The following is a 26,381-nucleotide window of genomic DNA, read 5'->3' as shown; positions in this document are numbered from 1 at the left end:
GTGCTGATCCCTGCAATTGATTTGATTAACGGCGAAGTAGTTCGCCTATACCAAGGTGACTACGAGCAAAAAACCAGTTACCAAACCTCTGCCGCCGAGCGACAAGCCAGCTATGCTAAAGCGGGTGCAAAAGTAATGCACTTTGTTGATTTAGATGGCGCAAAAGACAGCACTAAACGCCAACTCACCTTACTAAAAACCTTAGTGAATCACCCAAGCATGATTATTCAAGTCGGTGGTGGCGTGCGTTCAAAACAAGACGTTGAAGATTTATTAGCGTTAGGCGCAGATCGCGTGGTCATTGGCAGCCTTGCGATTAAGGAACCACAACTGGTTCGCGAATGGCTAATCGAGTTTGGCGGCGAGAAAATCGTACTTGCGCTTGATGTAAAAATTGACGAGCAAGGTAACAAAACACTACCCACCCATGGCTGGATTAAAGACAGCGGTGTTAACCTTGAAGAGTTGTTAGACGACTACTTAGCCGCAGGCTTAATTCACGTACTTTGTACTGATATCAGCAAAGACGGTACGCTTTCGGGCAGCAATGTTGGCATGTACAGCGAGCTTTGCAGCCAATACCCTAGCATTCAATGGCAAGCTTCTGGCGGCATCGGTTCGTTAGCGGATATTGAAGCACTTAAACCCACAGGTGTGAGTGGCGTAATTTTAGGTCGCTCATTATTAGAGGGTAAATTCACATTAGATGAAGCGTTAGCGTTATGGCCGAATGACTTTAACAGCGGTGATTTTGTCAAAACCAGTACCTCGCAAGGAGCACAATAATGCTAGCAAAACGTATTATTCCATGCCTTGATGTACGTGATGGCAAAGTAGTGAAAGGGGTAAAATTCCGCAACCACGAAATTATTGGCGATATTGTGCCACTGGCGCAAAAATACGCGGAAGCTGGTGCCGATGAACTGGTGTTTTACGATATTACCGCCAGCTCTGATGGTCGCGTGGTAGATAAAAGCTGGGTGAGCCGTATTGCCGAAGTGATCGACATTCCGTTTTGTGTCGCCGGTGGAATTAAATCAGAGCAAGATGCGCGTGAAATTTTAATGATGGGCGCCGATAAAATCAGCATTAACTCCCCTGCCCTGCAAGACCCAAGTTTAATTGAACGCTTAGCGGATCGTTTTGGCGTGCAATGCGTGGTGGTGGGTATCGACAGCTATTTCGACAAAGAAACTGGCGCTTACCAAGTATACCAATTTACCGGCGATGAAAGCCGCACGCAAAAAACCAGCTGGCAAACCTTTGACTGGATTGAACGGGTGCAACAACTAGGCGCAGGTGAAATTGTTTTAAACTGCATGAACCAAGACGGCGTGCGCCAAGGCTACGATATTGACCAGCTAAGCAAAGCGCGTGCGGTTGCCAATATACCCTTAATCGCGTCTGGCGGCGCGGGCGAAATTGCACACTTTACTGACGTATTTAAACAAGCGGATGTTGACGGGGCACTCGCCGCTAGCGTATTCCACAAAGGCATTATTGATATGGCAGAGCTAAAACAAACACTAAAAGCTGCCGATCTAGAAATAAGGATTTAATCGTGATTGTTACTCTCGAAAATTTTAATGAGTTAGCTTGGCAGAAAATGGACAACCTATTGCCTGCCATTATTCAAGACAGCGCAACCGGCGCCGTATTAATGCAAGGCTTTATGAACCAAGAAGCGCTTAAAGTGACCTTGGAATCTGGCAATGTCACTTTCTTTAGCCGCTCAAAACAGCGCCTATGGATGAAAGGTGAAACCTCAGGCAACGTACTCGCGGTTAAACAAGTACTTGCTGACTGTGATCAAGACTCTATTTTAATCGCAGCTGTGCCGCATGGTCCAACCTGCCACTTAGGTAATCACTCTTGTTTTCCTGAAGAAAAGCTTAGCAAGCAAAACTTTCTATCTTACTTGGAGCGCTTTATTGGTGAACGTAAAAACGATCCAGTAGAAGAAAGCTACACCGCTCGCCTGCTTGCAAGAGGCACAACAAAAGTGGCCCAAAAAGTGGGTGAAGAAGGTGTAGAAGTTGCCCTTGCTGCCGTTGCCGAAACCAAAGAAGATTTACTTGGTGAATGTGCCGATCTTTTCTACCACACGCTAGTATTACTAGAAGATAAAGGCGTTGAGCTAAACGAAGTAATGGAAGTGCTTCAGAAGCGCCATAGTCAGTAGGTTTTAGATAAATTTACCTATTCGCAATAAATGCAGTTCGGTATCTGGAATTCGTAAGCATAAATAGGCTTACGAGTTTCCTTTTCTGCCTCCTTATCAACATAAGTATTGGCATACTACTTCATATTTTCCTTTCTAGATATAAAGCACGTAATAGTGCGCTTTGATCTACCACATACTTTTAATGATTTGTTAAGTAACTGACTAGCAAAGAAAACTACTAGCAGTTAGAGTACGCACCTTTTTTAAATAAGTGTTGAAGGCTAAGCGTGGAAAGCGCCAATTTTGCCTTCTAATAAACTGTTACCTTAGAAAATAGTGACTTGGTTAAGCTATTAACATCAATGGCAGAAAACATCGCACCAAGTGACATGAATCATTATAAAGGTATGCAGATCTTTCTAAATTAACAATCTGTATAAAAGTGATTCGCAACGCGTGGCATTTTGACTATGCGTTAGCTCTAGTGGTAAAGGTGGTATGCGGGAGCATTGGTATTGGTTGCTCATACCTTAACAGGGCGTTGGGTTTTTATGGAGAATTTTGGTGAAAAGAAAACCACTCAGACTAGATGAATATGGAATAGAGTCTTTATTAGTGAGAGCTCAAAAATGGCTTTATAACTATGAGCCACAACGAGTATGGTATCCACAAGAGCTTTATGGAAAGAGCTTGTCTGCTGGTGACTTTGTAGAATCATTTAAGGATGCCTGTGAGTCAAACAGGAATTCTTTTATCCAAGAACTTCAAAACAACAATAATATGTACGCAATCTGGACGGAATCTAGACCTTATTCAAAACTCTGGGATTTAAAATATATTGGGCAGAGGCATAGCACAGGTATCAAAGATAGACTCAGAAATCACCTTTTTGGAGCTCCATTTGGAGAAGGGAAAAAACCAAAATCAAAATTCAAAAACATAATTGACTCGCTAAATAGTGGCAAAATGATCTATGTATCATATGTTCAAGTAAGTCCGGAATCATTGAGAACGTTTATTGAACACAGTTTAATTTGTATAAATAAAAAAAGGGCGAAACTTTGTGGAACAGTCATGGTGCTAAAAATATTGACAGAGATCTACAAGAGCTACAAGCCTCAGGTATAGACGTAAAGCAAGTCTTGAAAATCTAACAATGCGTTGAAACAGACAAATAACTGTTGCCTTTGGTTTCACTTCACATTGCCACTTAAAGTAGCGCTAGGCATCATTCGTATTGCATTGAAATTGTTATTCTTTCACGCAATTTGTAATATCGAATATAGGCATACTTAAAAGGGATTTTCTTTTGCGTTAATGGATTAATTCAACGCCCTACTCTCCATTAGCCAGTTAACCTTTTAAGTATCGTTACAAATTTAAACTTAGGTGTTTTCAATTGCTCACTCACCAAAGACCCCGATAGAGCTGTTCTAAATACCTAATAAGGAAATCACATCATACTAAGGAAACATCATTGAATTATTCAAACTGGTTACAAAAAGTCTTTCCGCAATTGAATGAGACCCCAAAGGCAACGATTGACGCTTATGTCGAAGAAGCAATATCAGGTACTCAGCTTTTTAGAGAGTTGTTAAAAATCTTAGGCGCGCTGTTTTTTATTGTGCCGTTTAATTTATATCTTTATATTTCTGGTATTAAATCTGACAACAGTATTTTGTACTGGTTTTTAGTACTTTGTTCTTTTGGGGTCGGTAGTTTTATTGGCCTTTATTGTGAGCAAAAGCTAATAAAAAAACGCCTAAAGAAAATAGTACGCCTAAATCTTAGCTAATCAGCTATTTAACAAGGGCAAATGCCGCTGGCTTTTGCTCTTTCTTCATTAGTTCTAACCAAGTGCTACAGGCAGTTTAACGCGGGGTTATCAATATCACGAATTAGGTGGCTATGGAAAGCTCTCATCAACAATGTGAACACGAGAAAAATTCGAAAAGATTGGCCTTAATCGCCAAGGTCTTTTTTCCATCAATTGCCGTTGTTAGCGCTTTAATTTATCAACAATATCGCTTTAGCGTCGACACTATTGAGGTTGAGATCTTCTCAAAAAATATTACATGGACAGAGTATTGTGGTGAATACCAATGTATTGAGTCTCCGCAGTTCAACATTATTACATTGGAAGAGCACTTTACGACATCAGAAGATATTTACCACCAAATAGAGCCTAACAATACGTATTTTCTAAGCATCAAAGGCTGGACTTTGTTCAAGTCTAAAAGGAAAGTTGTAAAGGTTTACTAGTAACTATACTTAGCTAGTAAGCATATCAAAAAGAACAAAATACTGTTGGCTTTGCGTATTCGCCGTCGATTTTAGCTCGGCAATTTCGAAGTTTTAGTAACCATTTAAATTCCTTTCATATTGAATTGAAGTTGTTAACCTTTCATGCATTATATATTATTAATAAATATGTGAATTTCGAAAGTTAATGGATTAACTCAATATCTCGCTATCCATTAGTCAGTTGAAATTTTAGTATCGTTAAAATTAAGACGTTAGTGCTTTATCAAATATTCAGGGCTTGGCTGCGAAGCTAAGAAGGGCAAGCCAAACACTTAACGAATATAGTTTAATTGGACTTGTAACGCAGGTCTCTGTTTATAAGGGTGTTAAAAAAACACTGGCCATATGACCAAGATCTAATGTGCTATAACTACATCAATAGATAACATATCTTCTTAAAGAAAATTAATCTTAAAACTTGAATAAGGAAATTCAGATGAGTCTAATCAAACCAATTACAATTCTTGCCTTTTCACTCCTGCTAGCAGGGTGCCCTCTTGAAGGCGATGACGGTTCGGACGGAACTGCTGGAGCTCAAGGACCAGAAGGAACTCAGGGGCCAGAAGGTCCTCAGGGACCAGAAGGAACTCAAGGGCCAGAAGGTCCTCAAGGGCCAGAAGGTCCTCAAGGGCCAACCGGAGCTCAGGGACCAGCAGGTTCTCAAGGACCAACCGGAACTCAGGGACCCGCGGGTGCTCAAGGGCCAGAAGGACCGCAAGGTGCAACTGGCGAAGCTGGAATAAATTGCTGGGATATTAATGAGAACGGTATAGACGAACCTGATGAAGATACCAATAAGGACGGAAAATGGGGCGTAGGTGATTGTCGCGCATCCAATGCAAGGGAGCAGCACCCTGATGCACAGTATAACTTTCAGCACTTCTGTGAGGCTTTAGCGAACTTGGGACAATACCCTCAAGGCTGCCCATCCAATACACATGTGACCCCTACAGGCACATTAACTGCTATGATTCCAGGTCAATTCGATGGCTCATACAATACATGCAGTGATCTTTCAATTGCAGTAGATGGTAACGTTGCATATTGGTCTTTGGAGAACGGATTTATTGCAAGTTCTCAGGTTCTGCAAATATCTGACAGAGACACATGCAGAAGCACGTGTGCCAATGATTCAAACTGTGTTGCTTCCGAATGGCACCTTCGCGCAGGAGTAGGAGCTGGTGATTGTCAAATATATTATCATTCTGACTCTCTTTCTCAGCCCTATCAGAGAGAGTGTGGCATAGATGTGCCTAGTTCTGGCCTCACGGCACCAGAAGTTTGTCTGCTAGCTTTGGCCAGTGACACGGTTTGGCATGCTCAATGCCCTTAGTTTACTGTAAAAAAGAAGTAAATATCGCGGCCTTTAAGACTAACTAAAAATAGTTCGCTTTGTCTCTTTACTCAAACGAACTTAGCTAACTATTTTTAACCTCTTAAAGTGTCATTTTGTATAAAGGGATGTATTGTCTCAAATAGTTATATTATTGTTAAAACTAACGTGAATAATTTTCTGATTTTTGAGATCTATAGCGTTGCATTGCACGATAGTAGAGTTTAGCCCCTCTAAATGAACTCGTTCTATAGTTTAGCTATCACGTCAATGGTTGATAGCACATGATCAAGCATTAACACATTATTAGCTAAATATTTTTCAACTATTAGTTAAGTGCTAGGCGCCTTTAGCTGCACTAAATTTAATAACACAAGAGAAAATAACTATGTCTGGCATCACTGATTTAGATGAGTTATTGCGCGCTATGCGCCCCAAATTAGTGGCATCGGAATTTGTATTCTGCACGGTTTCTGGTGTGCTAGCAGACTATGCATCGCTTAACCCAGTTGCGACCTTTATTGAACATGAGGGGTTAACTTTGGTGCTAGAAAAGTCAGCGGCAGAAACAGCAGGCTTATCGTTTGATGGCACGTATCGCCAAATTACGTTAACAGTTCATTCTAGTTTGGAAGCTGTTGGCCTTACCGCAGCAGTTGCCAGCAAGTTAGCATCAAAGGGCATTAGCGCTAATGTTATCGCCGCTTATTATCACGACCATATTTTTGTGCAAAGCAGCAAAGCGGAAGCAGCAGTTTCAGCGTTAGAAGAATTTAGTGGCCATATTTGAAACGAATTAGTTGAGCTAAATTAACTGAGCTGAATTAGTTGAATTGAATGAGTTGAACTGAATAAGCTGAGCCATATCGCTGACTAAGCATTTGGAGTGACGCTCTACTTCCGCTGATTTTCTCGCTGTTTTTACGTGTGTTTTCACGTCAAACCAAACAAAGTCGCATTTAATATGACTAGAGCCCGCTTCCTAAACCCTAAATACATTCTTCTTATTGTTGTAATATCGGCGTTTATTGTATTTGCCTGCTTTGCAAACGAAGCGAGAAAGGAAGTTTACTTTTTATGTGGGAATGTTAATCAAGGCACCTCAATCTCAAGCATAGAGCGACAACTGGCCACTATTACTTTATCGAGTTATCAAATTGAACTTGGCGATCAAGGTAAACGTATTGTGCACAGCAGCTGGTTAAATTTTCATAGCATAAGCTGCACGATTGAGTTTGACGAACAAGATAGAGCTACAATGGTAGCCTACACCTCGTTTACGCGCTAACTGTCACATTCGCTAGCTGACATCGACCCTGAATAGCTAATGATCTGGCTAACGCTTGCTCTGAATAACCCTAGCCTGACTAACAAAACAAGGGCTAGCCAAGTAAAAACTCAACGCTAACGTTAAATTGAATACTTTATTCATTTTGTAATCAATTTGTTACCAATTTGTTTTGATTTGATCATTGCAAACGCCTAATACAGTTGTATAATTCTTGACCTTGAATTATGGGCGGCAATATGACGTCTGCCGCGTTGTAAACGCTAAGGAATAGCTATGTTTAGATATTGGTCATTAAAAAAGTACGGCACTAAGTTGCAGCCAACACTTGAAAAACGCTACGGTAAACAAGAGTTCTACTCTGCCCACCAAATACGCGCAACCGTATATCAAAAAGATTTTAACCCTAAGTTCCTTCCGCTTGGCTATTTGCTTTTCCTAGAGCCTTGTGAGCTTGATAACGTGTTAGCAAGAGAGTTTCCTGAGATGAACATTGAGGAATACAAGCAGGAAATTATTAGCTATTTAGCTAACAAAAGTTATGAAGGACACCTGCAAGTATTAAAACAAGCCAGCTAGTTGTTAAGACAAGCAAAACTGTGATTCAATATCGCCATTCTTTGGCGATATTGAATTATGATGAACTGGCAAATTAAGTCTTTTGAGCAGCTTACCACCAACGAGCTTTACGATTTTCTCAAACTTAGAATAGATGTGTTTGTTGTCGAGCAAACTTGCTATTACCCCGACCTTGACGACCTAGATCGTCACCCTCAAACCTTGCATGTATTCCAGTATAGTGGCGATAACATTGTGGCTTACTTACGTATTCTTCCCAAAGGAACCACTTATCAAGAATACAACAGCATTGGCCGCGTAATTATTGCTGATAGCGCCCGTGGCACAGGCTTAGGTCATGACCTATTAACCACAGGCATCGCCACTTGCCAAGCGCACTTTAATGAAAAGGCGATTAAAATTTCAGCGCAAGAGCATTTGGCAAAATTTTATGGCCGACATGGCTTTAAACAAGTGACCGAAATGTACCTAGAAGATGATATTCCACATATCGGCATGCTGTTAAGTGATAACTAAACGCTGGCTAAGTGCTGACTAAATACTGACTAGACACTGACTAGACACTGACTAGATTTTAGCCACAAAAACGCGCATTAAGCGCGTTTTTTAACATTTATTACTTGGTATGCACTGCTTGATACTTTTCTGTATAACTAAGTGTTATCGCTATGCCCTATTTACTGGCGATAGCCGACGAGTTGCAGAAGCCAATTGGCGATAATAAGCAATAAACCATTAGTTACAAGCCAGTGCCTCAAACGCTTATAGGTAAGTCATCACCAAAAAAGTCACTGGCATTACAAGCAAGACAATAAAGGTTGCCAAGGTACCGATTTGGCGCGCTAGAGAGACCCCTAAAGTTTTAGTTAAGCCCATGGCATGAAGCACACGTCCTAGCAAAATGGTTAAGCCAAAAATGTGTAGCCACATTTCAGCTAAGCCAGCCAGTTCCAATACGGCTAACATAATTAATGCCAGCGGCACATATTCAGTAAAATTGGCTTGAATACGAATGGCTTTTTCTAATGCCCTTACCCCGTCACTGCCAATGCTCACTTTATGCTTTAAGCGCAATCGGCTGACGTTAAATGACAAGGCAATAAATAATATTGCTAGCAAGCTGGTGTACAAACCCGTAATTGCTAACTCTGCTGAGATACTCATAGTGAAATCCTTATTGTTGTTATGTTTTTTATTTAATATTAAAAGCTTATTGAAATTACTAAGCTAAAAGCAAGCTAAATTATACGAATCGAGCGAATCATAGTTGAGACTAGGAGCCAAGCTCAGCGGATAAAAAAATAGGAGCAATTATGCTCCTATTAAGTTCAACTAGTTAATTACCGTGCTGCTATACCGAGAACGGGTATGCAATGGCGTCGTGATGCTCATAACCTTCTATTGAGAAGTCGTCTAGCGTCACCCAAGTTTCAATATCTTCTAGGGTTTTAATATCCGGATTAATATTGAGTTTGGGTGCTGCAAACGGCTCACGCTTCAGTTGCACATTCTTCATTAAGTCTAACTGGTCTTCGTAAATATGTGCGTTAACGATTTTATGATAGGCCATACCAGCTTTGTGACCGGTAATTTGCGCCACTAACGCCAGCAACACATACACTTGAATTTGATTAAAGTTAAGTCCTAGCGGCACGTCGCACGAACGCTGATAGCTGGTAAGGTAAAGCGTATCACCTAACAAAGAAAAGTTATGTGTGTGCATACATGGGCGCAAACAGCCCATATGGAATTCACCAGGGTTGTAGAAAGATAAAATTTCACCGCGATCATCAATGCCGTTTTTCAGGTCGTTAACCAGTTTCGCTAGTTGATCAACCACGCCGCCATCTGGCTTTGCCCAGCCGCGGCCTTGTACGCCATAAACACGCCCCATATCGTCGTCGCCTTTGCGATGAGGGTTGTTGAGCCAAGCGTCGTTCTCATTGGCGTTGGCATTCCACGTATTACAACCAATGGCACGAAAATCGGCAGCGTTGTCATAACCACGCAAGTAACCAAGCAATTCAGCAATCGCGGCTTTCCAAAAGCTCTTGCGAGTTGTGATTAACGGGAATTCATTGTTGCCGACATTATATTTAAGTTCAGCGTCAATTACCGTTAAGCAACGTTTGCCTGTGCGTTTGTTATCAACCCAAACACCTTCATCAACAATGCGCTGGCATAAATCTAAATACTGTCTCATTTGCTTGCTCCAGCAATCGCCGCTTTCGCTTGCATATTACGACCAATCAAGATAATGGCAACGCCAGTTAAAATCATTGGGAAACTCAAAATTTGGCCTTGGGTAACGTTGGCAAAAATAAAGCCTAAGTGTGCATCGGGTTCGCGGAAAAACTCGATAAAGGTTCTAAATACGCCGTAACCAATTAAGAAAGCCCCTGATGCTAAGCCAAGCGTTCGAGGTTTGCGCACAATCCAGTAAAGAATGGCAAATAACACCACGCCTTCAAGTGCAAACTCATATAACTGCGAAGGATGGCGCGGCACTGCCAGCGGATCATTCGGGAAGACAACGCCCCACGGCATATCAGTTTGGCGTCCCCAAAGTTCAGCGTTAATAAAGTTACCAATACGCCCCATGCCTAAGCCAATTGGCACAAGCGGCGCAACAAAATCACCAACCGCTAAGAAGCGTTTGTTGGTTTTGCGGGCAAATAAGAAAATTGCGGTAATAACGCCTAGCAAGCCGCCATGGAACGACATGCCCCCTTCCCAAATTTTAAAGAGGTACATCGGCTCAACCAGTAAATATTCAAACTGGTAGAAAAATACATAGCCTAAACGGCCACCTAGAATCACCCCAAGGAAACCATAAAAAAGTAAATCGCTTACTTGGTCACGTGTCCATTCGCCTTTGCTGTTATCAGCAGCGCGATTAGCGATAAACATGGCGGCAATAAAGCCAATTAAATACATCAACCCATACCAGCGGATTGCTACCGGGCCAACACTAAAAATTACCGGGTCTATAGCCGGAAATTGAATAAATTCAGAGGACATGAAAATTCTTATAATTCCACCAACTTTGCATTGGCGATAGGTTGTTAAAATTTGATTAGATTATGCCTAGTTCCACGGGCAAATTCTAGCACTGCTCTGTGCTTGCTATCGGTTATTTGTAACAATATACCAATGCGCATAAATAAATGTTCACTCAGCTTGAGATAAAACGCTTTTATGCAAGGCGCATATTTGCTCGTCATAGTTATTCTCTTTTTCTAAACAGAGAATAAGAACATGCAACGCAGCAGTAAAGTGTTTTAGCCAAGCCCTTCGGGAACGTTTCAGCGGCACAATTACGGCTGAAAATTTTCTAGATGTAGAACGACTATATCGGCAAAAATTTTTCTTGTACTTGAACCGCTGAAATAGTTCTGAGTTGAGCATATTATTATGCGGATTGGTATTATTATTTAGCGAGGTTTTAACGACAGCTAAAACGCCATTCTTATCGCCACGAGAATTAAAAATACCGCGAACCCTTTTTTTAACGTTCGCACGGGTAATTTCGCTGAAAGTTTTACGCCATAACGCGCGAATAAAGATGACGTTAAACTGATCCCCACCAGTGCGGGCAAATAAATATAGCCTAAGCTCCAGCTCGGTAAGTTAGTTTGTTCAAGCCCTGTGACGATATAGCCAAGTGAGCCAAACAGCGCAACCACTAAACCACAGGCAGTAGCAACACCAATACTTTGCCGCATTTGCACGCCAAAATAACTGAGCAATGGAATTAATATTGCGCCCCCTGCAATCCCCATCAAACTTGCCATAATGCCCGTAATTAAGCCTGAAACTTGAAAAACAAACGCACTTGGCATCGCTCGTGAGGTAGGTCGTTTAATGGAAACCAGCATGTAAACCGCTAACAAGCTAACCGCAGTGGCAAAAATGTAGGTTAATGTTTGGCCTGACAAGGTATCAGCGATAAAAGCGCCAAGTAAGGCGCCAACAGCGACCACAAGCATGATTTGCCGCGCCAATTCCCAAGGAATATTGCGATTTTTATGATGTGCACGTACCGCAGAGATAGAAGTTAATACGATGGTTGCCAGCGATGTTGCTAGCGCAATTGGCATAACAACCGATGAGTCAACGCCAGCAATGGGCAGTAAATAGACCAGTGCTGGCACAATCACTAAGCCACCACCTATGCCAAGTAAGCCCGCCAGCAGGCCAACGAGGGCACCTAATACCAAACAAGAAATAAAAAACGTGGTTAGCATCTCAGCTCTTTAATTTGTGTGATTGCTAAATTTGCCTATCGCAGTAACGCAACGAAAGCTACATACCCGCTCTAACAAAACCGCCTAGGCCAAGTGACTCCAATTGTTCGCTCAGGTAATTGTGAACTTGTTGAGCATTACTAAGGGTTAGTGCGTGTGACAGCATGACTTTGGCGCGTTGCAATTCAACGTGGCGTATCACCCATTTAACGCGGCTAATGTTGTACGAATTCATGCTTAATTTATCGTACCCCATGGCTAATAATAGCAGAGCTCCTGAAGGCTCACTGGCTAATTCACCACATAAACTTAATGGCACCAAATACTTATTCGATTCTTGCGCAATAAAGTTGAGCGCTCGGAGCACCGCTGGATGATAGAAATCATAAATATTGGCAACCCGCGAATTATTGCGATCTACGGCCAACAAATATTGGGTTAAGTCGTTACTGCCAACCGAGAAAAAGTCTACCCGCTGGGCTAACTCTTTTAACTGATAAAGTACCCCCGGCACTTCCAGCATAATGCCGACACTCGGTTTAGTCAGCTTTTGCTCATATTCAGTACACAACTCGTGATACGCCTGATTAATTAAGCGCACAGCATCATCAACTTCGCCCACGCTAGAGATCATCGGCAACATAATTTCTAAATTATTACAGCCGATATTGGCGCGGATCATGGCGCGTACTTGCAGTAAAAATATTTCAGGATGATCGAGCGTAATGCGTATACCGCGCCAGCCCAAAAACGGGTTGTCTTCTTGAATAGGGAAATAAGGCAATGCTTTATCGCCGCCCACATCTAAGGTACGCATGGTCACGTTATGGCTTGGAAAGGCTTTTAAAACCTCTTGGTACCACACCGTTTGTTCATGCTCTGACGGGAAACAACTGCGATTCATAAAAGGAATTTCAGTGCGATAAAGCCCAATGCCCAGCGCCCCGACCTTTTGCGAATGTTCAAAGCCCGCACTTAAACCTGCATTAAGTACCAGTTCAATACCCCGACCGTCTGGTGTTACCGCTGGTAAGCCAATTACCGCCTTTACTTTCTCGGTTAATGCCGTTTCTTCTTCAATCAGGTGACGATATTCTTGAATTAACGTGGCATCGGGTGAGATAAATAAATCGCCGCTGTAGCCATCCAATATCGCTTGTTGATGGTCAAGATGGCTAAGCGACAATGAGCTAATACCCATTATCGCAGGTAGCCCCATGGCACGCGCTAGAATCGCTGCGTGTGAATTGTTAGAGCCCGTTACCGAAACAATCCCTTGCAGGCCGCGTTGCTGGTATTCGGCAATCATAGAGGCGGTTACATCATCGGCGACTAAGATAAACTGCTCAGGTAATTTTTCGTTTTCCAACGACAGTTGCTGTAAGTTAAACAGCACACGGTTACCAAGGTCGCGAATGTCGCTCGCACGCTCTCGCAGGTAGGCTTCTTCAAGCGCTTCGAACTGTAAGGCATAGTGATCAATTACCAGCTTTAACGCACTTTCAGCACACCAGCCTGTTTTTATCTTAGCTTCAACTTCTTTGCCAATACTCGCGTTGTCGAGCATTTGCTTGTACATCTCGAAAATATCAAGCGTGTCTTGCGCGACGATGTGGTTGAGTTTCAAGCTCATAGCTTCAAAATCAACGCGCGTTTTTAGCACCGCTTTGTGATAGCGCTCAATTTGCTCGGCGCTGGCATACACTTTTTGCAGCGATAGTTTTTTTAAATCAGCTCTGGGCTGCACCACTCGCATAGGCGCCATAGCAACACCAGCAGAGCCCGCAATGCCCGACAACTGTTGAAACGGCTGCAAGCCTGTTTGTGCCGCTTTGCCATGCTTTTCAGCATCTGCTAACACCGTCGCTAACTGCGCCGAAAGCGTAACTAGAAAGGCTTCTTCATTCTCGTTAAAGCTACGCGATTGCTTTTGTTGAATTGACAAAATGCCAATAACTTTGCGCTGATGAATAATCGGTGTGCCCAAAAACGCCCGTAAGTCGTCTTCTTGAACTTCTGGTGCTTGCTTGAAATGAGGGTGCGCATGAGCATTGGCGATATTGAGCGGCTCTTCACGTTGACCAACTAAGCCGACAAGGCCCTCAGTAAAACCGATACGAGTGTAACCCAAGGAGCCTTTAGCAAGACCATCTGAGGCCATTAATAAGAAATGCTGATGCTGATAGTCAGCTAAGTAGATAGAGCAACAGTCAGTATTCATCGCCTGTTTTACTTGCGTCACAAGCTGTTGCAGCGCGATTTCCAACTCCGGTTCGCGACCAAACTCCAACACAATGCGGCGTAACGTGGTTAACATGCAATTCCTTTTCTAAGCGCTTACTGCGCAATTTGCTCAGATATATTTGCTCTAATGTTTCTCTATAAAGAAGTCGTGGTGATGGCTCCACACTATACCAAATTGAATAATTATTTGATCACTCAGCGAGAATTTAAAGGCTCATAAATAAGGCTTTTCATGCAGAGATTGGTTGTTCCCCTTTTTTGAACGAAAAGCAAATGGCATAACGCAGTATATGAGCCTTTAAAACTCGCCCTTGGAAATGCATAAGCAGCATGATAAATGCACAAAATTCAATTGATGTAGAACGACTATATCGTCATAAATTTCGTTTGTTCTAATACTGCTTATGTCATTCTGAGAGGCTAAATAACTAATCAAATTGGTATTACTGCAGAATCTTAAGCAGAAAATACGGCAGAAGATACGGCAGAAGATAATAAAATCGCCCGCGATAAGCAGGCGATTAACACATAATAATAATCTTTTACGACAATCAGCTACGACGTTTTCTACGGTCATGACGATGAAAAGGCATTGCGCTTGAGGCAAATTCTTTCATCACTTTGCGATAAACATCCTTCTTAAAAGATACTACCTGTCTGACAGGATACCAGTAACTTACCCAACGCCAATCATCGAACTCGGGGTGTGATGAGTGCATTAAATTCACAGCAGAATCATCTGCCACGAGTTTTAGCAAAAACCATTTCTGTTTTTGGCCAATACATACGGGTTTACTATCGTGTCTGATAAATCTCTTTGGTAATTTGTACCTTAGCCAATGCTTGCTTGTTGCAACAATTTTAACGTGTTCTGGCTTTAAGCCCACTTCTTCGTATAGTTCGCGATAAAGTGTTTTTTCAGCAGACTCGCCCTCATCAATTCCACCTTGTGGAAATTGCCATGAATGTTGCCCAAAACGCCTTGCCCAAAATACCTGTCCCCTGTCATTGATTATTACTATGCCGACATTGGCTCGATAGCCTTCGGCATCTATCACAGGAACTCCCAGCAACAAATTCGTTATGCTTTGATTCTTCCACAAAGTCATGGCCTGAGCAAATTATTTGCCAGATTATTTTTTGCCGCTGAATAATCAGGGTAGAATGTCGACAAACTTAACCTTGTTGTTGTACCTAGCGTCACTAAATGATTACTCCAAAAGAAAATATTCCCGATTCTGAGCACGCATTAATAACCAAAGCACAAAGTCTTGCGGGCTTTACCCTAGGTGATATTGCAGCACAAGCGGGCATTGAAGTACCTGCTAATTTGCGCCGCGATAAAGGTTGGCCGGGGCTGTTACTGGAATACACTTTGGGTGCTACCGCTGGTTCAAAACCAGAGCCTGATTTTCCTGAACTTGGCATTGAACTAAAAACTATTCCCATTAATCGCCAAGGCAAACCACTAGAAACCACCTTTGTAAGCGTTGCTCCACTCACCGGCCTAGTGGGTGCGAATTGGCAAAATAGTCATGTAAAAAATAAATTAAAGCGCGTACTTTGGGTGCCAATTGTCGCTGAACGAGAAATGCCAGTCCCTGATCGAATTGTTGGCATGCCTTTTTTATGGTCGCCCTCACCAGAAGAAGAAGCGTTACTCGCTAACGACTGGCAAGAGCTAATCGACATGATAGTACTCGGTGAAGTAGAAAATATTAGCGGCAAACACGGGCAAGTAATGCAGCTAAGGCCAAAAGCCGCGAACAGCAAAGCCAAAACTGATGCCTTTGATAAACATGGCCGCCGCTTTAAAACACTACCGCGAGGCTTTTATCTTAAAATACCCTTTACCCACGGCTTAATTAAAAAGTACTTAAGGGTTGGCTAGCTTTAATAGTCAACGGTTTCTGGCTGAAATAACAGTTTACGTTGGGCGAGTGCATATTTCTGTATAGTTGCAACCGCATCACATCCTCAATATGATGTGGTTTAGTTTTAAACAGCGGTCAGTGTGAGTGCATTAGATGAGGTTAACAAAACGATTTGATCGACATGTAACCTTAATATTTATCACCACCGTTATCGTGCTGATAATTACCTCGTACTTCACCTTTAATAAAGTGATTCGTGATCACTTTAACCATCAGCAACAAGCGTTAGTGCCGCTATTATCTCTTGCCACCAATGAAATTATTCGCCCGCTGACGATTTCTCACCATATCGCCAAGAATCACTTTATTAATCAAGTGGCTCAGGCAGATACGGTTAATATCGAGCAACTTGGTTCTTACCTTAAGGGGATTAGCGATGCCTACGGATTGTTGGCGTTTGTTGCCTTTGAAAAGCATAACTTCATGCTTGACTCAGACTATAAGCAAGCGCCTCTGACCAGCGAACGTGCGGAGTGGTTTCACCGCTTGAAAGGCTCCGAGCAAGAGCAAATTGCCGATATCGGCAATGTAGAAAACCCACACCTTTATTTTGATGTAAAACTGCGCGATGCACAGGGCGCGTTTCTAGGCTTTGCTGGAGTCGGGGTTGATCTTGACCATTTCTCTGCGAGCTTTAGCACTTTTCGCGATAAATTTGGCTACGAATTATATGTTGCTGATCAGCAGCATAATATCACCATCACCTCATCATCACTGATGAAAACCGAAAGCCACCACCGCAAAGACGAAATTGTAAATTTAACCAGTTTGCCTTGGTTCGAACCTTTTGCTGCGCAAGAAAAACAAGGGCGTTCAAGCGATATGGTTGAGGTCAATGGCAGTCAATACGTGATCAGCAAAATTGCGATTCCTGAGCTTAAGTGGCACCTTTATCTTGTCGCTCCTCCGCCGTATAAACAAAGTACTTACTGGCAGCAACTCGTTAGTACGGTTTTTGTATTTCTGCTGGTTATACTGGCGTTATATTTTGCCTTTGAATATAAAAATACCGCGTTTAAGCATGATTTAGTCAAAGACTCGGAAACTGACTTTTTAACTAAACTCCCCAATCGCAGCTTTATTAACTGGAAAGCAGAAGATATTCGCAGTAAACATCGGTTTTTGTCTGTGGTAATTGCTGATATTGATAAGTTTAAAAGTATTAACGATCAGCACGGGCATTTGGCTGGTGACGAAGTGTTAAAGGTCATCGCCACTGAGCTGTCGAACTCACTGCGACAATTTGATGTCGTGGCTCGTTGGGGCGGTGAAGAATTTATTATAATGCTACCCGATACAGGGCGTAAGCAGGCATTTGAAATTGCCGAACGCGCTCGCCAAACCATAGCGAGCCGACAAATAAGGTTAGATAAGCAATCGCCCATGGTTAACGTAACATTAAGCTTTGGCTTAGCAGAAGGTGATTTAAACGTAGAATCGCTAAATGATATTGTCAAACGCGCTGATCGCGCCCTTTATCAAGCCAAAGAAAATGGTCGAAACTGTGTTGTTATTGGGTAGCTATTAGCTAAGGCATTACTTACGGTAAGTTAGTTACGATAACTTGGCTAAACTAATCACTTGGCCAAACGTCACCGACTCTCCCGATGCAATGGTAAGTGGCTGAATATTCGCCGCTTCAAGGCAAACATACTCTTGTTCGCCACCAGCATGGACATCTGCCATACCTGCCGCCGTTTTCTGCCCAGGGTTCCATAGTACCCAATTGTTCACTTGATTAGGCATTAGGTTAATTACTCGCTGCTTGCCAGCGTCGATAATCTTCATTGGCTGATCAGAATAGTAAATGCGATCCAGCGGCCCTACTGAGTTTTCTAGCGAGTCTTGCTGGCCTTTTTGTTCGCTAAGTTTGCAATCAAAAGGCACATTATCAAGGTTTGGAATAGTCACTTGAGCAGGGTTACTAACGGCAAAGTAGCTATGTAATGCGCCAGTAAATTCAATCGTGTCTGGTGATTGGTTTTCAATGGTTAGTTGCTGTGTAAACGTTTCACCCAAGACAAGTTTTTGCACCACTTTGGTTTTAAAAGGCCATTGCGGGTGCTGGTTTTCCCCTTGCCATACCAATTCAAGCTCTACTCCTGCTTCAGTAATTTCTGAACTGCTTAGTTGCCAGACCACGTTACGAGCAAAGCCATGATTACCCGCACCCTCAGCGTTAGGGTGTGCACCAAACCAAGGCCAACACAGCGGTATGCCACCGCGAATCGCCTTGCCTTGTGAATAATCAGACGAATTTGATAGCCAAAAGACTTCTTCTTGCCCGCTTGGCCGCCAAGCAAGTACTTGGCCGCCATACAAGCTAACGCGAGCACGACAGGATTGATGTTCAATCACTAGCTGCGCTAGCGACTCCCCTAGCCCTTCTTGCTTGATACGGCCAAAGTTATTCTCACCAATCAATGTCATGTTAGCTCCGCGGTCGGTTTACAAATAAAGTGTCTAGTCAAATGGCAATGAGTTGCTGGCTAAGTGCTTATTTAACCGTAACGTGTGGTGAGCGCTTAACAACTTCATCATTAAGCTCTATGCCGATGCCCGGTGTTTCTGACACTTCAAAGAAGCCATCAACTGGCTGTGGATCTTGAATACAAAGTTCACGGTTCCACGCTTTAATGGCGTAGGTGTGATGCTCGTGAATCAAGAAATTTGGAATAGCCGTTTCTAAGTGTAATGACGCTGCCGTTGCGACAGGCCCGCCACAAACATGTGCTTGCACGCGAATATCGTAAGTATCGGCATAGTCACACACTTTTTTCGCTTCAGTGAAACCACCACACAAGCCAACATCTGGCTGTAGTACATCAATACTTTGATCTTCAAAATAAGGACGAACATCCCAACGGTGGTACAAACGTTCACCACCAGCAATTGGCACATTGACGCGATCAGACACTTTTTTGTGCACTTTTGAGTTTAAGTAGTTCACTGGCTCTTCGTACATCATACAGCCAACTTCTTCGATCACTTCACCCATTTGAATTGCAGAAGCAGCCCCCATTAGTGAGTGTGATTCAAAAATAATATCAACATCTTCACCCACAGCGTCGCGAATAGCGCGCAAGCGATCACCAAACAAACGCATTTGTGGTTTAGTAAATAACTTGGTGCGATCAAACGAAGATTCGCCATTGGCGTCATAAACAATAGGGTCTACTTTCACTGCGTCATAGCCTTCGGCCATCGCTTTTAACGCAGCTTCGGCATACTCGGCTGGCTCAATCAATTTTTTGCACTCTTTATCCCAGTCGAATTGTAACTGGCTCGCGTAAGTGCGCAGTTTGGTATTCGTTTTACCACCAAGTAACTGATAAACAGGTAAGCCTAATGCCTTACCTTTGATGTCCCAAAGCGCGGTATCAATAGCACTCATCGCCGCATAAAGTACAGGGCCACCACCAAGTCCCCAGAAGCTTTCACGTAGCATGCGCGACCACAAGAGTTCGGTTTGAAACGGGTTAAAGCCAATTAATACCGCCTCGGCAATTTCTTTGATCATCGCTGCTGCAGCACTATGACCCCAGTCATAAGCCAAACCAGCTTCACCCACCCCGTGAATCCCCTCGTCGGTATGAATACGAACAAATACCGGATTCCATGGTGGACGCTCAGGGCAATGGATATCAAAAATTTCTACGTGGGTAATTTTCATTGGGGATTCTCTGTTATTTATCTGAATTTATCTATTTTAACTGAAGCAAGACGCTGTCGTGCAGTTATTAACTTGCAAAGCTCGGGTCAAGGCGGTAGATACGGCGCAACATTGCTGGCCATGATTTTTGCCCACCAGTTAAACCTGTGTGTACGACATTCGCTTGCGCTTTGATGTTGTCGACAATACTTTGGTCAACTTCAATCAGTTCTTGGCCCGTCGCTTGAACTTGCAATTGTACTTGGCAAGCGCGCGTTAGGTCATACATGTGCATAAACGCATCACCAATCGTTTTACCACAAGTTAAGCCACCATGATTGCGCAGTAACATAAAGTTAGCCGTACCTAAGTCTGCTTGTAAGCGCGCTTTTTCATCTTCGTTTACTGCTAAACCTTCATAACCGTGATAGCTCATTGAGGCCAACGCAAATGCTGAATATTGACTAAGTGGCTGCAAGCCATTTTTTAAGGTTGCCACCGAAATGAGTTCATTGGTGTGCAAATGCATTACGCACATAGCATCGTGGCGCACTTCGTGTACTGCGCTATGAATGGTAAAGCCTGCTGGGTTGATTTCAAACGGGCAATCTTTATCTAAAATGTTGCCTTGCAGATCAATTTTCACCAAGTTAGACGCGGTGATTTCGTCAAATGCTAAGCCAAAGGCATTAATAAGAAACTCGTCAGTGCCGGGAATACGTGCTGAAATGTGGGTATAAATCAAATCATCCCAGCCGTGTAAGTAGGCTAAACGGTAACAAGCCGCCAAATCTATACGAGTCTGCCATTCGGCGTCTGAAACTTTATCTTTTAGGTTAAGTTGAGGAAGTTCGAACATGTTGTTTTCCACTCTATCGTGCTGACGACAACTTTAACGCACCCCAGACTTTTGTTAAAGGCTGTGATCCGCTAAGTTATAGCGATTACTCATAAATTAGCCGCCGACTTTAACAAATATGTGCATTTTGTTTATTGCCTTACATCAACATCCTAAATATCCGTTAATCATTGCGGCAAATCGTGACGAATTTAGGCAACGACCAACAGCCGCAATGCATTGGTGGCAATCACCAACAGCTGACATTGAACCTTGTGTACTCGCAGGCAAAGATTTAAGCGCAGGTGGCACTTGGCTGGCGATTGCCCGCTCAGGAAAATTTGCCGCACTAACCAACTTTCGCAAGCTGCCAATTGATAATTCACGTCAATACACCAGTCGCGGTGAACTTGTATTAAAAGCGCATCAACTTGGAAAAACAGAGCTAACCCAGTTACTAAGCGAGCAGTACCAGCAATATCAAGGTTTTAACTTACTGTATGGCGATCAACATGGTTTAACCTGCTTTGATAGCGTTAATCATCAATTTACTGAGAATAAGGCTGGATTTTTTAGCTTGTGCAATGGTGCATTAGACGACATTTGGCCAAAAATGGCACGTGGTGAGCAAGCCCTTGAGCGCTTTATCGAAAGCCAAAATACTGGCGAGCTTAACCACCAAGACTTGCTCGGTTTATTGCAAGATAACCAAACTGCACCGGATAACCTATTACCCAAAACTGGCTTACCCTATGAATGGGAAAAGCAGTTAAGCGCTATTTTTATTCGCGGCGAGGAATACGGTACTCGCTCTTCATGTGTTTATACGCTGCGCGTTGACGGTGTGGCACAGGTAACCGAAGTGACCTACAACACGAGTGGCGATGTTGACAGCCAAGTTGAATTTTCTTGGCAAACTGAAAATAACTAACTTAAAACATTAGCCAAAGGCATTTTTTAGAATTGCGATAAATAAAGAAGCGAACACCAGCACAATTAAAATCTTGCTGTACTTTTGTTGTGTCGGCTGATCGAGCGGTTTACCAAACTTTTCCCCTAATACCACCATAATGGCAACACTGATAAACACAAGGGCAAGAATAATAAGTAACGTCATGTGGAATCCTGATTTATGATCCTATATTTACTTGGTTAACGAGTAATTGATTGCATTGCGACTAATGGCTTAATTTACGGTAAAAATACGTAAATTGGTTACTTTAGCGCCGTTAGGCATACCCAGTATCAAGTTTTGACTGTAAAACTCACAAGATTTGTTTACCATACGCTAAATAATATCAAGTTAAATAATTATTTGAGCACTCAGCGAGAATTTAATCAACTTGGTATAAGTATCAAAGCAAGAATAATCAAGGTTTAACCAGCCATGCCACAAAGTGCAGAGTTCAAACAAAAGCGCAGATTTATCATTAGTTTAGGTAAAGCGCTCCATAAGTTTGGCACTAACTCTTTTCGCTCTGAAGCACACCTGCAAAACGTCGCCAATTTTCTTGGTGTCAAAGCATCTTTTATTATTACACCTACCTCGCTTACTTTTGTCTTAATTGATGATGAACATCGCGAACACAATTATATTGTGCGAGTAAAACCGGGTGATTTAGACCTTGGCTCGCTTGCAAGAACTGATGAGTTAGTTGACGAGTTAAGCTCAGGTCAACGCAGCTTAGCCGAAGCAACTGAGCGCATTGAAGAGATCTACAACAAACCCAACCCATACGGTAAAACCATCACATTTTTAGCATTTGGTGCGTCAAGTGGTGCCTTTGCCATGTTAATGCACACCAGTTGGAATGACGTACTTTGGTCAGGCTTACTCGGTTTGGTGGTTGCCCTGTTTGTTTTCTGGTCTGAACGCTCACAGCGAATTTCAGAGTCGCTAGAGCCTTTATCGGCGTTGGTTTGCGCCTTAATTGCCTCTGCGGTGACTAATTACGATCCCCACATCAATATGGCACTGGTGATATTGTCGGCCATTATTGTGTTTATTCCCGGCCTGTCACTAACGCTGGGCTTGTCTGAGCTTGCTGCTCGACACCTTGTGTCGGGAACCGCCCGCATAATGGATGCCATTATGGTGCTCTTTAAGCTGTATTTTGGCGCCGTTTTGGGTATCGCTATTGGTAACTTAATTTGGGGAACCGCTGAATTTATCCAGCCATCAGCTATGCCCAATTGGACTTCTTGGGTTGCGGTAACCATTTTATCCATGACCCTTGTCATCATGTTCCAAGTGCGCAAAAAAGATGCACCTTGGGGGATAATATCCGGCTATATTGCATATGGCGCGACACTTTTGGCGACACCTTATTTAGGCTATGCGCTTGGTGCCTTTGCTGGGGCGTTTGCTTTAGGCGTTTACAGCAACTTATTCTCACGCGTGATGAATTTGCCAAGCAGTATTGTTATGCTACTTGGTCTGGTTGTATTGGTACCTGGCAGTAAAGTGTATATCGGATTAAACTCCGCTGTTTCTGGCCAAAATATGTTGAATACGCCAGATACCGCCTCGCAAACTTTTTTGATTTTTATGTCGCTTGTTGCAGGCTTAATTTTCGCTAATGTTGCGGTACGCTCACGCAATACGTTGTAAACAAGAAAGCCTTGTAACTTAAATGACTGCTAAATCAACCACAGACAAAAAACAAACTAAGCCACTGACTACTCAGACGAGCACCAATATTTCAGCCAAAAGTAGCTACCACCACGGTGACTTGCGCCCTACTTTATTGCAAGCCGCATCAGAAATGATTAATGCGGGCGGAGTTGAAGCGCTGTCGTTACGTAAACTAGCAGAGAAAGTTGGCGTGTCGCGTACCGCCACTTACCACCATTTTAGAAACAAACACGACTTATTGTGTGCTGTTGCGGCAGAGGGATTTTTGCGCTGGCAAGCCATCGAACAAGCAATATTCAACGATACAGAGCGGCCAATTAACGACAGATATCGTCAATTTATCTTTAAATACATCGACTTTGCTGCCAACAACCCAGCAATTTACGACTTGATGTTTGGCCACACTCTATGGAAAAACGATCATTCCAACCAAGAACTGCGCGACATCGCCTATCCGGTATTTCAACATCAGGTGGAGATGACCAAAGCTTGGCAACAGGCAGGCATTTTACCTAAAGAGGAAAATACCTTGCGCCTCGCCCAAGTAACGTGGGGCACTATGCATGGCATTGCACGCTTGTTAATTGATGGTATATACGCTGACGCTAATAGCATTGAAGAAATGTGCGAGTGCGCAGTTAATGTCTTTCTTGCCAAAAAATAAATGGCGTCGTTGGCAATGCGCTAACCTGATTTCCCAATAAGTTTACATATTTTGTAACACAATTAGCATACACAAAATTAACACACCATTAACTTTTGATAGCGCTTCCAGATCAGATTCATTACTATCTGGTGCGTTAAAACATTCCAAGTAGAAAATGTAGAGTACCTATATGAAAACAATTCTATCTTCTGCAATTTGTTCATCATTGCTATTACTAGCTGGCTGTAACGCCACATCAGAATCAGCAACTACTGAAACAAGTTTCAAACAAACCGCACTTGCCTCTGGTATCAGCCAAGCCAATATGGACATGAGTGTTCGCCCGCAAGACAACTTTTACCGTTACGTTAACGGTGGCTGGTTAAAAGCAACTGAAATTCCAGGCGATAAAACGGCTATTGGTTCGTTCTACGATTTACGTGATGAAGCTGACGAAAACGTTAAAGCAATCATCGAAGAGCTAGCTGCTACACCTAACTTGCAAGCAGGTTCAGATGAGCAAAAAGTTGCTGACTTATTCCGCGCTTATATGGATCAAGAAAAGCGTAACGGTTTAGGCATCATGCCAATTAAACCAATTTTAAATGACATTAAGGCATTAAAAAACAAGTCTGATTTAATGGCGTTTTTTGGTCAGTACCAATCAGTTGGTGTTACCAGCCCAATGTATTTATACATTGGTGTTGATGCCAAAGATTCTAGCCGTTATGCAACCCATGTGTGGCAAGGTGGCTTAGGTTTACCTGACAAAGATTACTACTTTAACGATGCTGAGCGCTTTGTTGATTTGCGCGCTGGCTACAAAGCTCATATCGCGAAAATGTTTGCGTTAGCTGGTTTTGACAATGGTGAAAAAGCGGCCGAAACGGTATTAGCATTAGAAACCAAGATGGCTGAATACCACTGGACACGTGTGCAATCACGCGACAGTGAAAAGCGCTACAACAAATTTGAAACAGCTAACTTAAAGAGTGTTTCAGAAAACATTGATTGGTCAGCATACCTAGCAGCTCAAGGTGTTGCTTCGCAAAAAGACTTAATTGTTAACCAACCAGACTTTATCGAAGGTTTTGGTAAAGTATTAGCAGAAACGCCACTTGCTGACTGGCAAACCTACTTAAAATTCCACACGCTAAGTGCCTACTCAAGCTACTTAACGGCCGATTTAGACAACGAAAACTTTGAGTTTTTCTCAAAACAGTTAAGTGGTCGTAAAGAACAACGCCCTCAATGGAAACGTGGCGTTAGCGTGGTAAACAGCAACTTAGGTGAAGTGATCGGTAAAGTTTACGTATCACGCCACTTCAAGCCTGAAGCCAAAGCGCGTATGAGCGAGCTAGTGGAAAACTTACGCAGCGCATACGGTAAATCAATTGACAACCTAGCGTGGATGTCTGACGAAACCAAGCAAGCGGCACAAGTTAAACTTGCTGCGTTTACCCCGAAAATCGGCTACCCAGACAAGTGGGAAGATTACTCATCATTGATGATCAAAGGCGATGACTTAGTGGGCAATATCATTCGCTCAGGTAAAGTATCGCACCAAAAAGAAGTCGAAAAGTTAGGCGGTCCAATTCGCAAATGGGAATGGGGTATGACACCGCAAACGGTCAATGCTTACTACAACCCAACCGTTAACGAGATTGTTTTCCCGGCGGCAATTTTACAACCACCATTCTTTAATATGGGTGCTGATGATGCCGTTAACTACGGTGGTATTGGCGCAGTAATCGGTCATGAAATGGGTCACGGCTTTGATGACCAAGGTAGCCGCTACGACGCTGACGGCAACCTGCGTAACTGGTGGACTGAAAACGATTTAGCGGAATTCCAAAAGCGCGCTGCAAACTTAGTTGAGCAATACGATGGCTACCAAGTGTTTGAAGACTTAAACGTTAACGGTAAGTTGACGTTAGGTGAAAACATTGGTGATTTATCAGGTGTGACTATCGCTTACAAAGCTTATAAGGCGTCACTCAACGGTAAAGAAGCACCAGTGATTGATGGCCTAACAGGCGACCAACGCTTCTTTATGGGTTACGCGCAAATTTGGCGTTCGAAAATCGTTGAAAAATCAATGCGTAATCGTGTAGCGACTGACCCTCATTCACCGGGTGAGTTTCGTGCGTTAGGTTCACTATCGAATATGGATGAATTCTACCAAGCATTTGACGTAAAAGAAGGCGATGCGATGTATATCGCGCCAGAACAACGTGTGAAAATTTGGTAATAAAACCATAACGTATAGGTCAACTAATTCAGGGTTATGCTGATTTAGTTGGCCTATAACTCAAGTTTATCCCCTTCCGGCAATTTCGCCCCACAGTTTTCATATTGACCACTTGCCTCAATTTTTAACTCTCTCCCTCATTTAGCTTTGAAAAAGTCGAACAGCTACTTGCTCACCTATTAGGTGTGTCGGCAAATTGTTGTAAATAATATGTTAATGCTTTACTAAATGGTATTTTTAGATTAAATTTCGCCCTGTTTAATACG

General features: G+C 42.8%; 27 protein-coding genes. 17 read left to right on the top strand and 10 right to left on the bottom strand.

What is annotated here, in order from left to right; translation table 11 throughout:
• The 11 genes from hisA (at position 1) to DXX92_RS07260 (ending at position 8,184) form a co-directional block, all read left to right on the top strand.
• Entirely contained in the window at positions 1-786 is a 786-nt protein-coding gene (gene hisA, locus DXX92_RS07315; protein WP_115999855.1) for a 1-(5-phosphoribosyl)-5-[(5-phosphoribosylamino)methylideneamino]imidazole-4-carboxamide isomerase, read from the top strand.
• Positions 786-1,559 (top strand): imidazole glycerol phosphate synthase subunit HisF, encoded by a 774-nt coding sequence (hisF, locus tag DXX92_RS07310; RefSeq protein WP_115999854.1) that lies wholly within the window; start codon positions 786-788, stop codon positions 1,557-1,559. The genes hisA and hisF overlap by 1 nt, the downstream gene beginning before the upstream one ends.
• Before the next feature lie 2 nt (positions 1,560-1,561).
• Positions 1,562-2,182 carry a bifunctional phosphoribosyl-AMP cyclohydrolase/phosphoribosyl-ATP diphosphatase HisIE gene (gene hisIE, locus DXX92_RS07305; RefSeq protein WP_115999853.1) on the top strand — a complete coding sequence of 207 codons (621 nt, stop codon included), beginning with the start codon at positions 1,562-1,564 and terminating at the stop codon, positions 2,180-2,182.
• Positions 2,183-2,728: 546 nt separating this feature from the next.
• Positions 2,729-3,292: a hypothetical protein gene (locus DXX92_RS07295; protein ID WP_115999851.1), complete on the top strand. Its 564-nt coding sequence runs from the start codon at positions 2,729-2,731 to the stop codon at positions 3,290-3,292.
• Between the two features lie 349 nt (positions 3,293-3,641).
• Positions 3,642-3,959, top strand: a complete 318-nt coding sequence (locus tag DXX92_RS07290; protein WP_115999850.1) for a hypothetical protein — start codon at positions 3,642-3,644, stop codon at positions 3,957-3,959.
• 113 nt (positions 3,960-4,072) lie between these two features.
• Positions 4,073-4,426 (top strand): hypothetical protein, encoded by a 354-nt coding sequence (locus DXX92_RS07285; protein ID WP_115999849.1) that lies wholly within the window; start codon positions 4,073-4,075, stop codon positions 4,424-4,426.
• A gap of 539 nt (positions 4,427-4,965) precedes the next feature.
• A complete protein-coding gene (locus tag DXX92_RS19135) occupies positions 4,966-5,211 on the top strand; it encodes a hypothetical protein (protein ID WP_220347633.1) in 246 nt (81 codons plus the stop codon).
• 978 nt (positions 5,212-6,189) lie between these two features.
• Positions 6,190-6,591, top strand: coding sequence for an ACT domain-containing protein (locus DXX92_RS07275; RefSeq protein WP_115999848.1), 402 nt, complete (start codon positions 6,190-6,192; stop codon positions 6,589-6,591).
• A 174-nt stretch (positions 6,592-6,765) separates the two neighbouring features.
• On the top strand, positions 6,766-7,089 hold the full coding sequence (locus DXX92_RS07270) for a hypothetical protein (RefSeq protein ID WP_115999847.1): 324 nt from the start codon (positions 6,766-6,768) through the stop codon (positions 7,087-7,089).
• A 276-nt stretch (positions 7,090-7,365) separates the two neighbouring features.
• Entirely contained in the window at positions 7,366-7,668 is a 303-nt protein-coding gene (locus DXX92_RS07265) for a DUF6559 family protein (protein WP_115999846.1), read from the top strand.
• A 60-nt stretch (positions 7,669-7,728) separates the two neighbouring features.
• Positions 7,729-8,184: a GNAT family N-acetyltransferase gene (locus DXX92_RS07260; RefSeq protein WP_220347685.1), complete on the top strand. Its 456-nt coding sequence runs from the start codon at positions 7,729-7,731 to the stop codon at positions 8,182-8,184.
• Positions 8,185-8,430: 246 nt separating this feature from the next.
• Here the strand turns inward: DXX92_RS07260 and DXX92_RS07255 are convergent, their stop codons facing one another.
• The 6 genes from DXX92_RS07255 to rppH all read right to left on the bottom strand — a co-directional run bounded on the left by DXX92_RS07255 (position 8,431) and on the right by rppH (position 15,217).
• A complete protein-coding gene (locus DXX92_RS07255; RefSeq protein ID WP_115999844.1) occupies positions 8,431-8,832 on the bottom strand; it encodes an MAPEG family protein in 402 nt (133 codons plus the stop codon).
• Between the two features lie 187 nt (positions 8,833-9,019).
• Entirely contained in the window at positions 9,020-9,871 is an 852-nt protein-coding gene (locus DXX92_RS07250) for a thymidylate synthase (RefSeq protein WP_115999843.1), read from the bottom strand.
• Complete coding sequence (gene lgt, locus DXX92_RS07245) at positions 9,868-10,689, bottom strand: prolipoprotein diacylglyceryl transferase (RefSeq protein WP_115999842.1); 822 nt, start codon at positions 10,687-10,689, stop codon at positions 9,868-9,870. The genes DXX92_RS07250 and lgt overlap by 4 nt, the downstream gene beginning before the upstream one ends.
• 434 nt (positions 10,690-11,123) lie before the next feature.
• Positions 11,124-11,915: a sulfite exporter TauE/SafE family protein gene (locus DXX92_RS07240; protein ID WP_115999841.1), complete on the bottom strand. Its 792-nt coding sequence runs from the start codon at positions 11,913-11,915 to the stop codon at positions 11,124-11,126.
• Between the two features lie 58 nt (positions 11,916-11,973).
• Positions 11,974-14,232 (bottom strand): phosphoenolpyruvate--protein phosphotransferase, encoded by a 2,259-nt coding sequence (gene ptsP / locus DXX92_RS07235; protein WP_115999840.1) that lies wholly within the window; start codon positions 14,230-14,232, stop codon positions 11,974-11,976.
• Between the two features lie 478 nt (positions 14,233-14,710).
• Positions 14,711-15,217, bottom strand: a complete 507-nt coding sequence (gene rppH, locus DXX92_RS07230; RefSeq protein ID WP_116002335.1) for an RNA pyrophosphohydrolase — start codon at positions 15,215-15,217, stop codon at positions 14,711-14,713.
• A gap of 149 nt (positions 15,218-15,366) precedes the next feature.
• On the opposite strand from rppH, the gene mutH reads away from it, so the two are divergent.
• Both mutH and DXX92_RS07220 read left to right on the top strand, forming a co-directional pair.
• Positions 15,367-16,050, top strand: coding sequence for a DNA mismatch repair endonuclease MutH (mutH, locus tag DXX92_RS07225; protein WP_115999839.1), 684 nt, complete (start codon positions 15,367-15,369; stop codon positions 16,048-16,050).
• Between the two features lie 136 nt (positions 16,051-16,186).
• Positions 16,187-17,614 (top strand): sensor domain-containing diguanylate cyclase, encoded by a 1,428-nt coding sequence (locus DXX92_RS07220; RefSeq protein WP_115999838.1) that lies wholly within the window; start codon positions 16,187-16,189, stop codon positions 17,612-17,614.
• A 33-nt stretch (positions 17,615-17,647) separates the two neighbouring features.
• Here the strand turns inward: DXX92_RS07220 and DXX92_RS07215 are convergent, their stop codons facing one another.
• The 3 genes from DXX92_RS07215 to DXX92_RS07205 form a co-directional block, all read right to left on the bottom strand.
• A complete protein-coding gene (locus DXX92_RS07215; RefSeq protein WP_115999837.1) occupies positions 17,648-18,523 on the bottom strand; it encodes a D-hexose-6-phosphate mutarotase in 876 nt (291 codons plus the stop codon).
• A 67-nt stretch (positions 18,524-18,590) separates the two neighbouring features.
• Positions 18,591-19,766, bottom strand: a complete 1,176-nt coding sequence (locus tag DXX92_RS07210; RefSeq protein WP_115999836.1) for a mandelate racemase/muconate lactonizing enzyme family protein — start codon at positions 19,764-19,766, stop codon at positions 18,591-18,593.
• Positions 19,767-19,833: 67 nt separating this feature from the next.
• Positions 19,834-20,604, bottom strand: coding sequence for a class II aldolase/adducin family protein (locus DXX92_RS07205; RefSeq protein ID WP_115999835.1), 771 nt, complete (start codon positions 20,602-20,604; stop codon positions 19,834-19,836).
• A gap of 118 nt (positions 20,605-20,722) precedes the next feature.
• Between DXX92_RS07205 and DXX92_RS07200 the strand changes: the two genes are divergently transcribed.
• Entirely contained in the window at positions 20,723-21,514 is a 792-nt protein-coding gene (locus DXX92_RS07200) for an NRDE family protein (protein ID WP_115999834.1), read from the top strand.
• A 9-nt stretch (positions 21,515-21,523) separates the two neighbouring features.
• On the opposite strand, the gene DXX92_RS19100 is transcribed toward DXX92_RS07200, so the two are convergent.
• Positions 21,524-21,700 (bottom strand): hypothetical protein, encoded by a 177-nt coding sequence (locus DXX92_RS19100; RefSeq protein WP_181901713.1) that lies wholly within the window; start codon positions 21,698-21,700, stop codon positions 21,524-21,526.
• Between the two features lie 270 nt (positions 21,701-21,970).
• Between DXX92_RS19100 and DXX92_RS07195 the strand changes: the two genes are divergently transcribed.
• The 3 genes from DXX92_RS07195 (at position 21,971) to DXX92_RS07185 (ending at position 26,115) form a co-directional block, all read left to right on the top strand.
• Positions 21,971-23,194 (top strand): threonine/serine ThrE exporter family protein, encoded by a 1,224-nt coding sequence (locus tag DXX92_RS07195; protein WP_115999833.1) that lies wholly within the window; start codon positions 21,971-21,973, stop codon positions 23,192-23,194.
• 22 nt (positions 23,195-23,216) lie between these two features.
• Positions 23,217-23,882 (top strand): TetR/AcrR family transcriptional regulator, encoded by a 666-nt coding sequence (locus tag DXX92_RS07190; RefSeq protein WP_115999832.1) that lies wholly within the window; start codon positions 23,217-23,219, stop codon positions 23,880-23,882.
• Between the two features lie 172 nt (positions 23,883-24,054).
• Positions 24,055-26,115, top strand: a complete 2,061-nt coding sequence (locus tag DXX92_RS07185) for a M13 family metallopeptidase (protein WP_115999831.1) — start codon at positions 24,055-24,057, stop codon at positions 26,113-26,115.
• Positions 26,116-26,381: the final 266 nt, after the last annotated feature.

Source organism: Thalassotalea euphylliae, from assembly GCF_003390395.1.
In the GTDB taxonomy this organism is placed as follows: domain Bacteria; phylum Pseudomonadota; class Gammaproteobacteria; order Enterobacterales; family Alteromonadaceae; genus Thalassotalea_F; species Thalassotalea_F euphylliae_C.
This window is presented reverse-complemented; position numbering and strand designations above follow the sequence as displayed.

Bases quoted from the DNA above. Each gene is read 5' to 3' on its own strand.
- DXX92_RS07270 (WP_115999847.1), top strand. From the start codon at position 6,766: ATGACTAGAGCCCGCTTCCTAAACCCTAAATACATTCTTCTTATTGTT.
- DXX92_RS07200 (WP_115999834.1), top strand. From the start codon at position 20,723: ATGTGCATTTTGTTTATTGCCTTACATCAACATCCTAAATATCCGTTA.
- DXX92_RS07250 (WP_115999843.1), bottom strand. From the start codon at position 9,871: ATGAGACAGTATTTAGATTTATGCCAGCGCATTGTTGATGAAGGTGTT.
- DXX92_RS07275 (WP_115999848.1), top strand. From the start codon at position 6,190: ATGTCTGGCATCACTGATTTAGATGAGTTATTGCGCGCTATGCGCCCC.
- ptsP (WP_115999840.1), bottom strand. From the start codon at position 14,232: ATGTTAACCACGTTACGCCGCATTGTGTTGGAGTTTGGTCGCGAACCG.
- DXX92_RS07205 (WP_115999835.1), bottom strand. From the start codon at position 20,604: ATGTTCGAACTTCCTCAACTTAACCTAAAAGATAAAGTTTCAGACGCC.
- DXX92_RS07240 (WP_115999841.1), bottom strand. From the start codon at position 11,915: ATGCTAACCACGTTTTTTATTTCTTGTTTGGTATTAGGTGCCCTCGTT.
- lgt (WP_115999842.1), bottom strand. From the start codon at position 10,689: ATGTCCTCTGAATTTATTCAATTTCCGGCTATAGACCCGGTAATTTTT.
- DXX92_RS07215 (WP_115999837.1), bottom strand. From the start codon at position 18,523: ATGACATTGATTGGTGAGAATAACTTTGGCCGTATCAAGCAAGAAGGG.
- DXX92_RS07255 (WP_115999844.1), bottom strand. From the start codon at position 8,832: ATGAGTATCTCAGCAGAGTTAGCAATTACGGGTTTGTACACCAGCTTG.
- DXX92_RS07265 (WP_115999846.1), top strand. From the start codon at position 7,366: ATGTTTAGATATTGGTCATTAAAAAAGTACGGCACTAAGTTGCAGCCA.
- DXX92_RS07185 (WP_115999831.1), top strand. From the start codon at position 24,055: ATGAAAACAATTCTATCTTCTGCAATTTGTTCATCATTGCTATTACTA.
- DXX92_RS07285 (WP_115999849.1), top strand. From the start codon at position 4,073: ATGGAAAGCTCTCATCAACAATGTGAACACGAGAAAAATTCGAAAAGA.
- DXX92_RS07260 (WP_220347685.1), top strand. From the start codon at position 7,729: ATGAACTGGCAAATTAAGTCTTTTGAGCAGCTTACCACCAACGAGCTT.
- DXX92_RS19100 (WP_181901713.1), bottom strand. From the start codon at position 21,700: ATGACGTTACTTATTATTCTTGCCCTTGTGTTTATCAGTGTTGCCATT.
- DXX92_RS07195 (WP_115999833.1), top strand. From the start codon at position 21,971: ATGCCACAAAGTGCAGAGTTCAAACAAAAGCGCAGATTTATCATTAGT.
- DXX92_RS07220 (WP_115999838.1), top strand. From the start codon at position 16,187: ATGAGGTTAACAAAACGATTTGATCGACATGTAACCTTAATATTTATC.
- hisF (WP_115999854.1), top strand. From the start codon at position 786: ATGCTAGCAAAACGTATTATTCCATGCCTTGATGTACGTGATGGCAAA.
- mutH (WP_115999839.1), top strand. From the start codon at position 15,367: ATGATTACTCCAAAAGAAAATATTCCCGATTCTGAGCACGCATTAATA.
- DXX92_RS07210 (WP_115999836.1), bottom strand. From the start codon at position 19,766: ATGAAAATTACCCACGTAGAAATTTTTGATATCCATTGCCCTGAGCGT.
- DXX92_RS07190 (WP_115999832.1), top strand. From the start codon at position 23,217: ATGACTGCTAAATCAACCACAGACAAAAAACAAACTAAGCCACTGACT.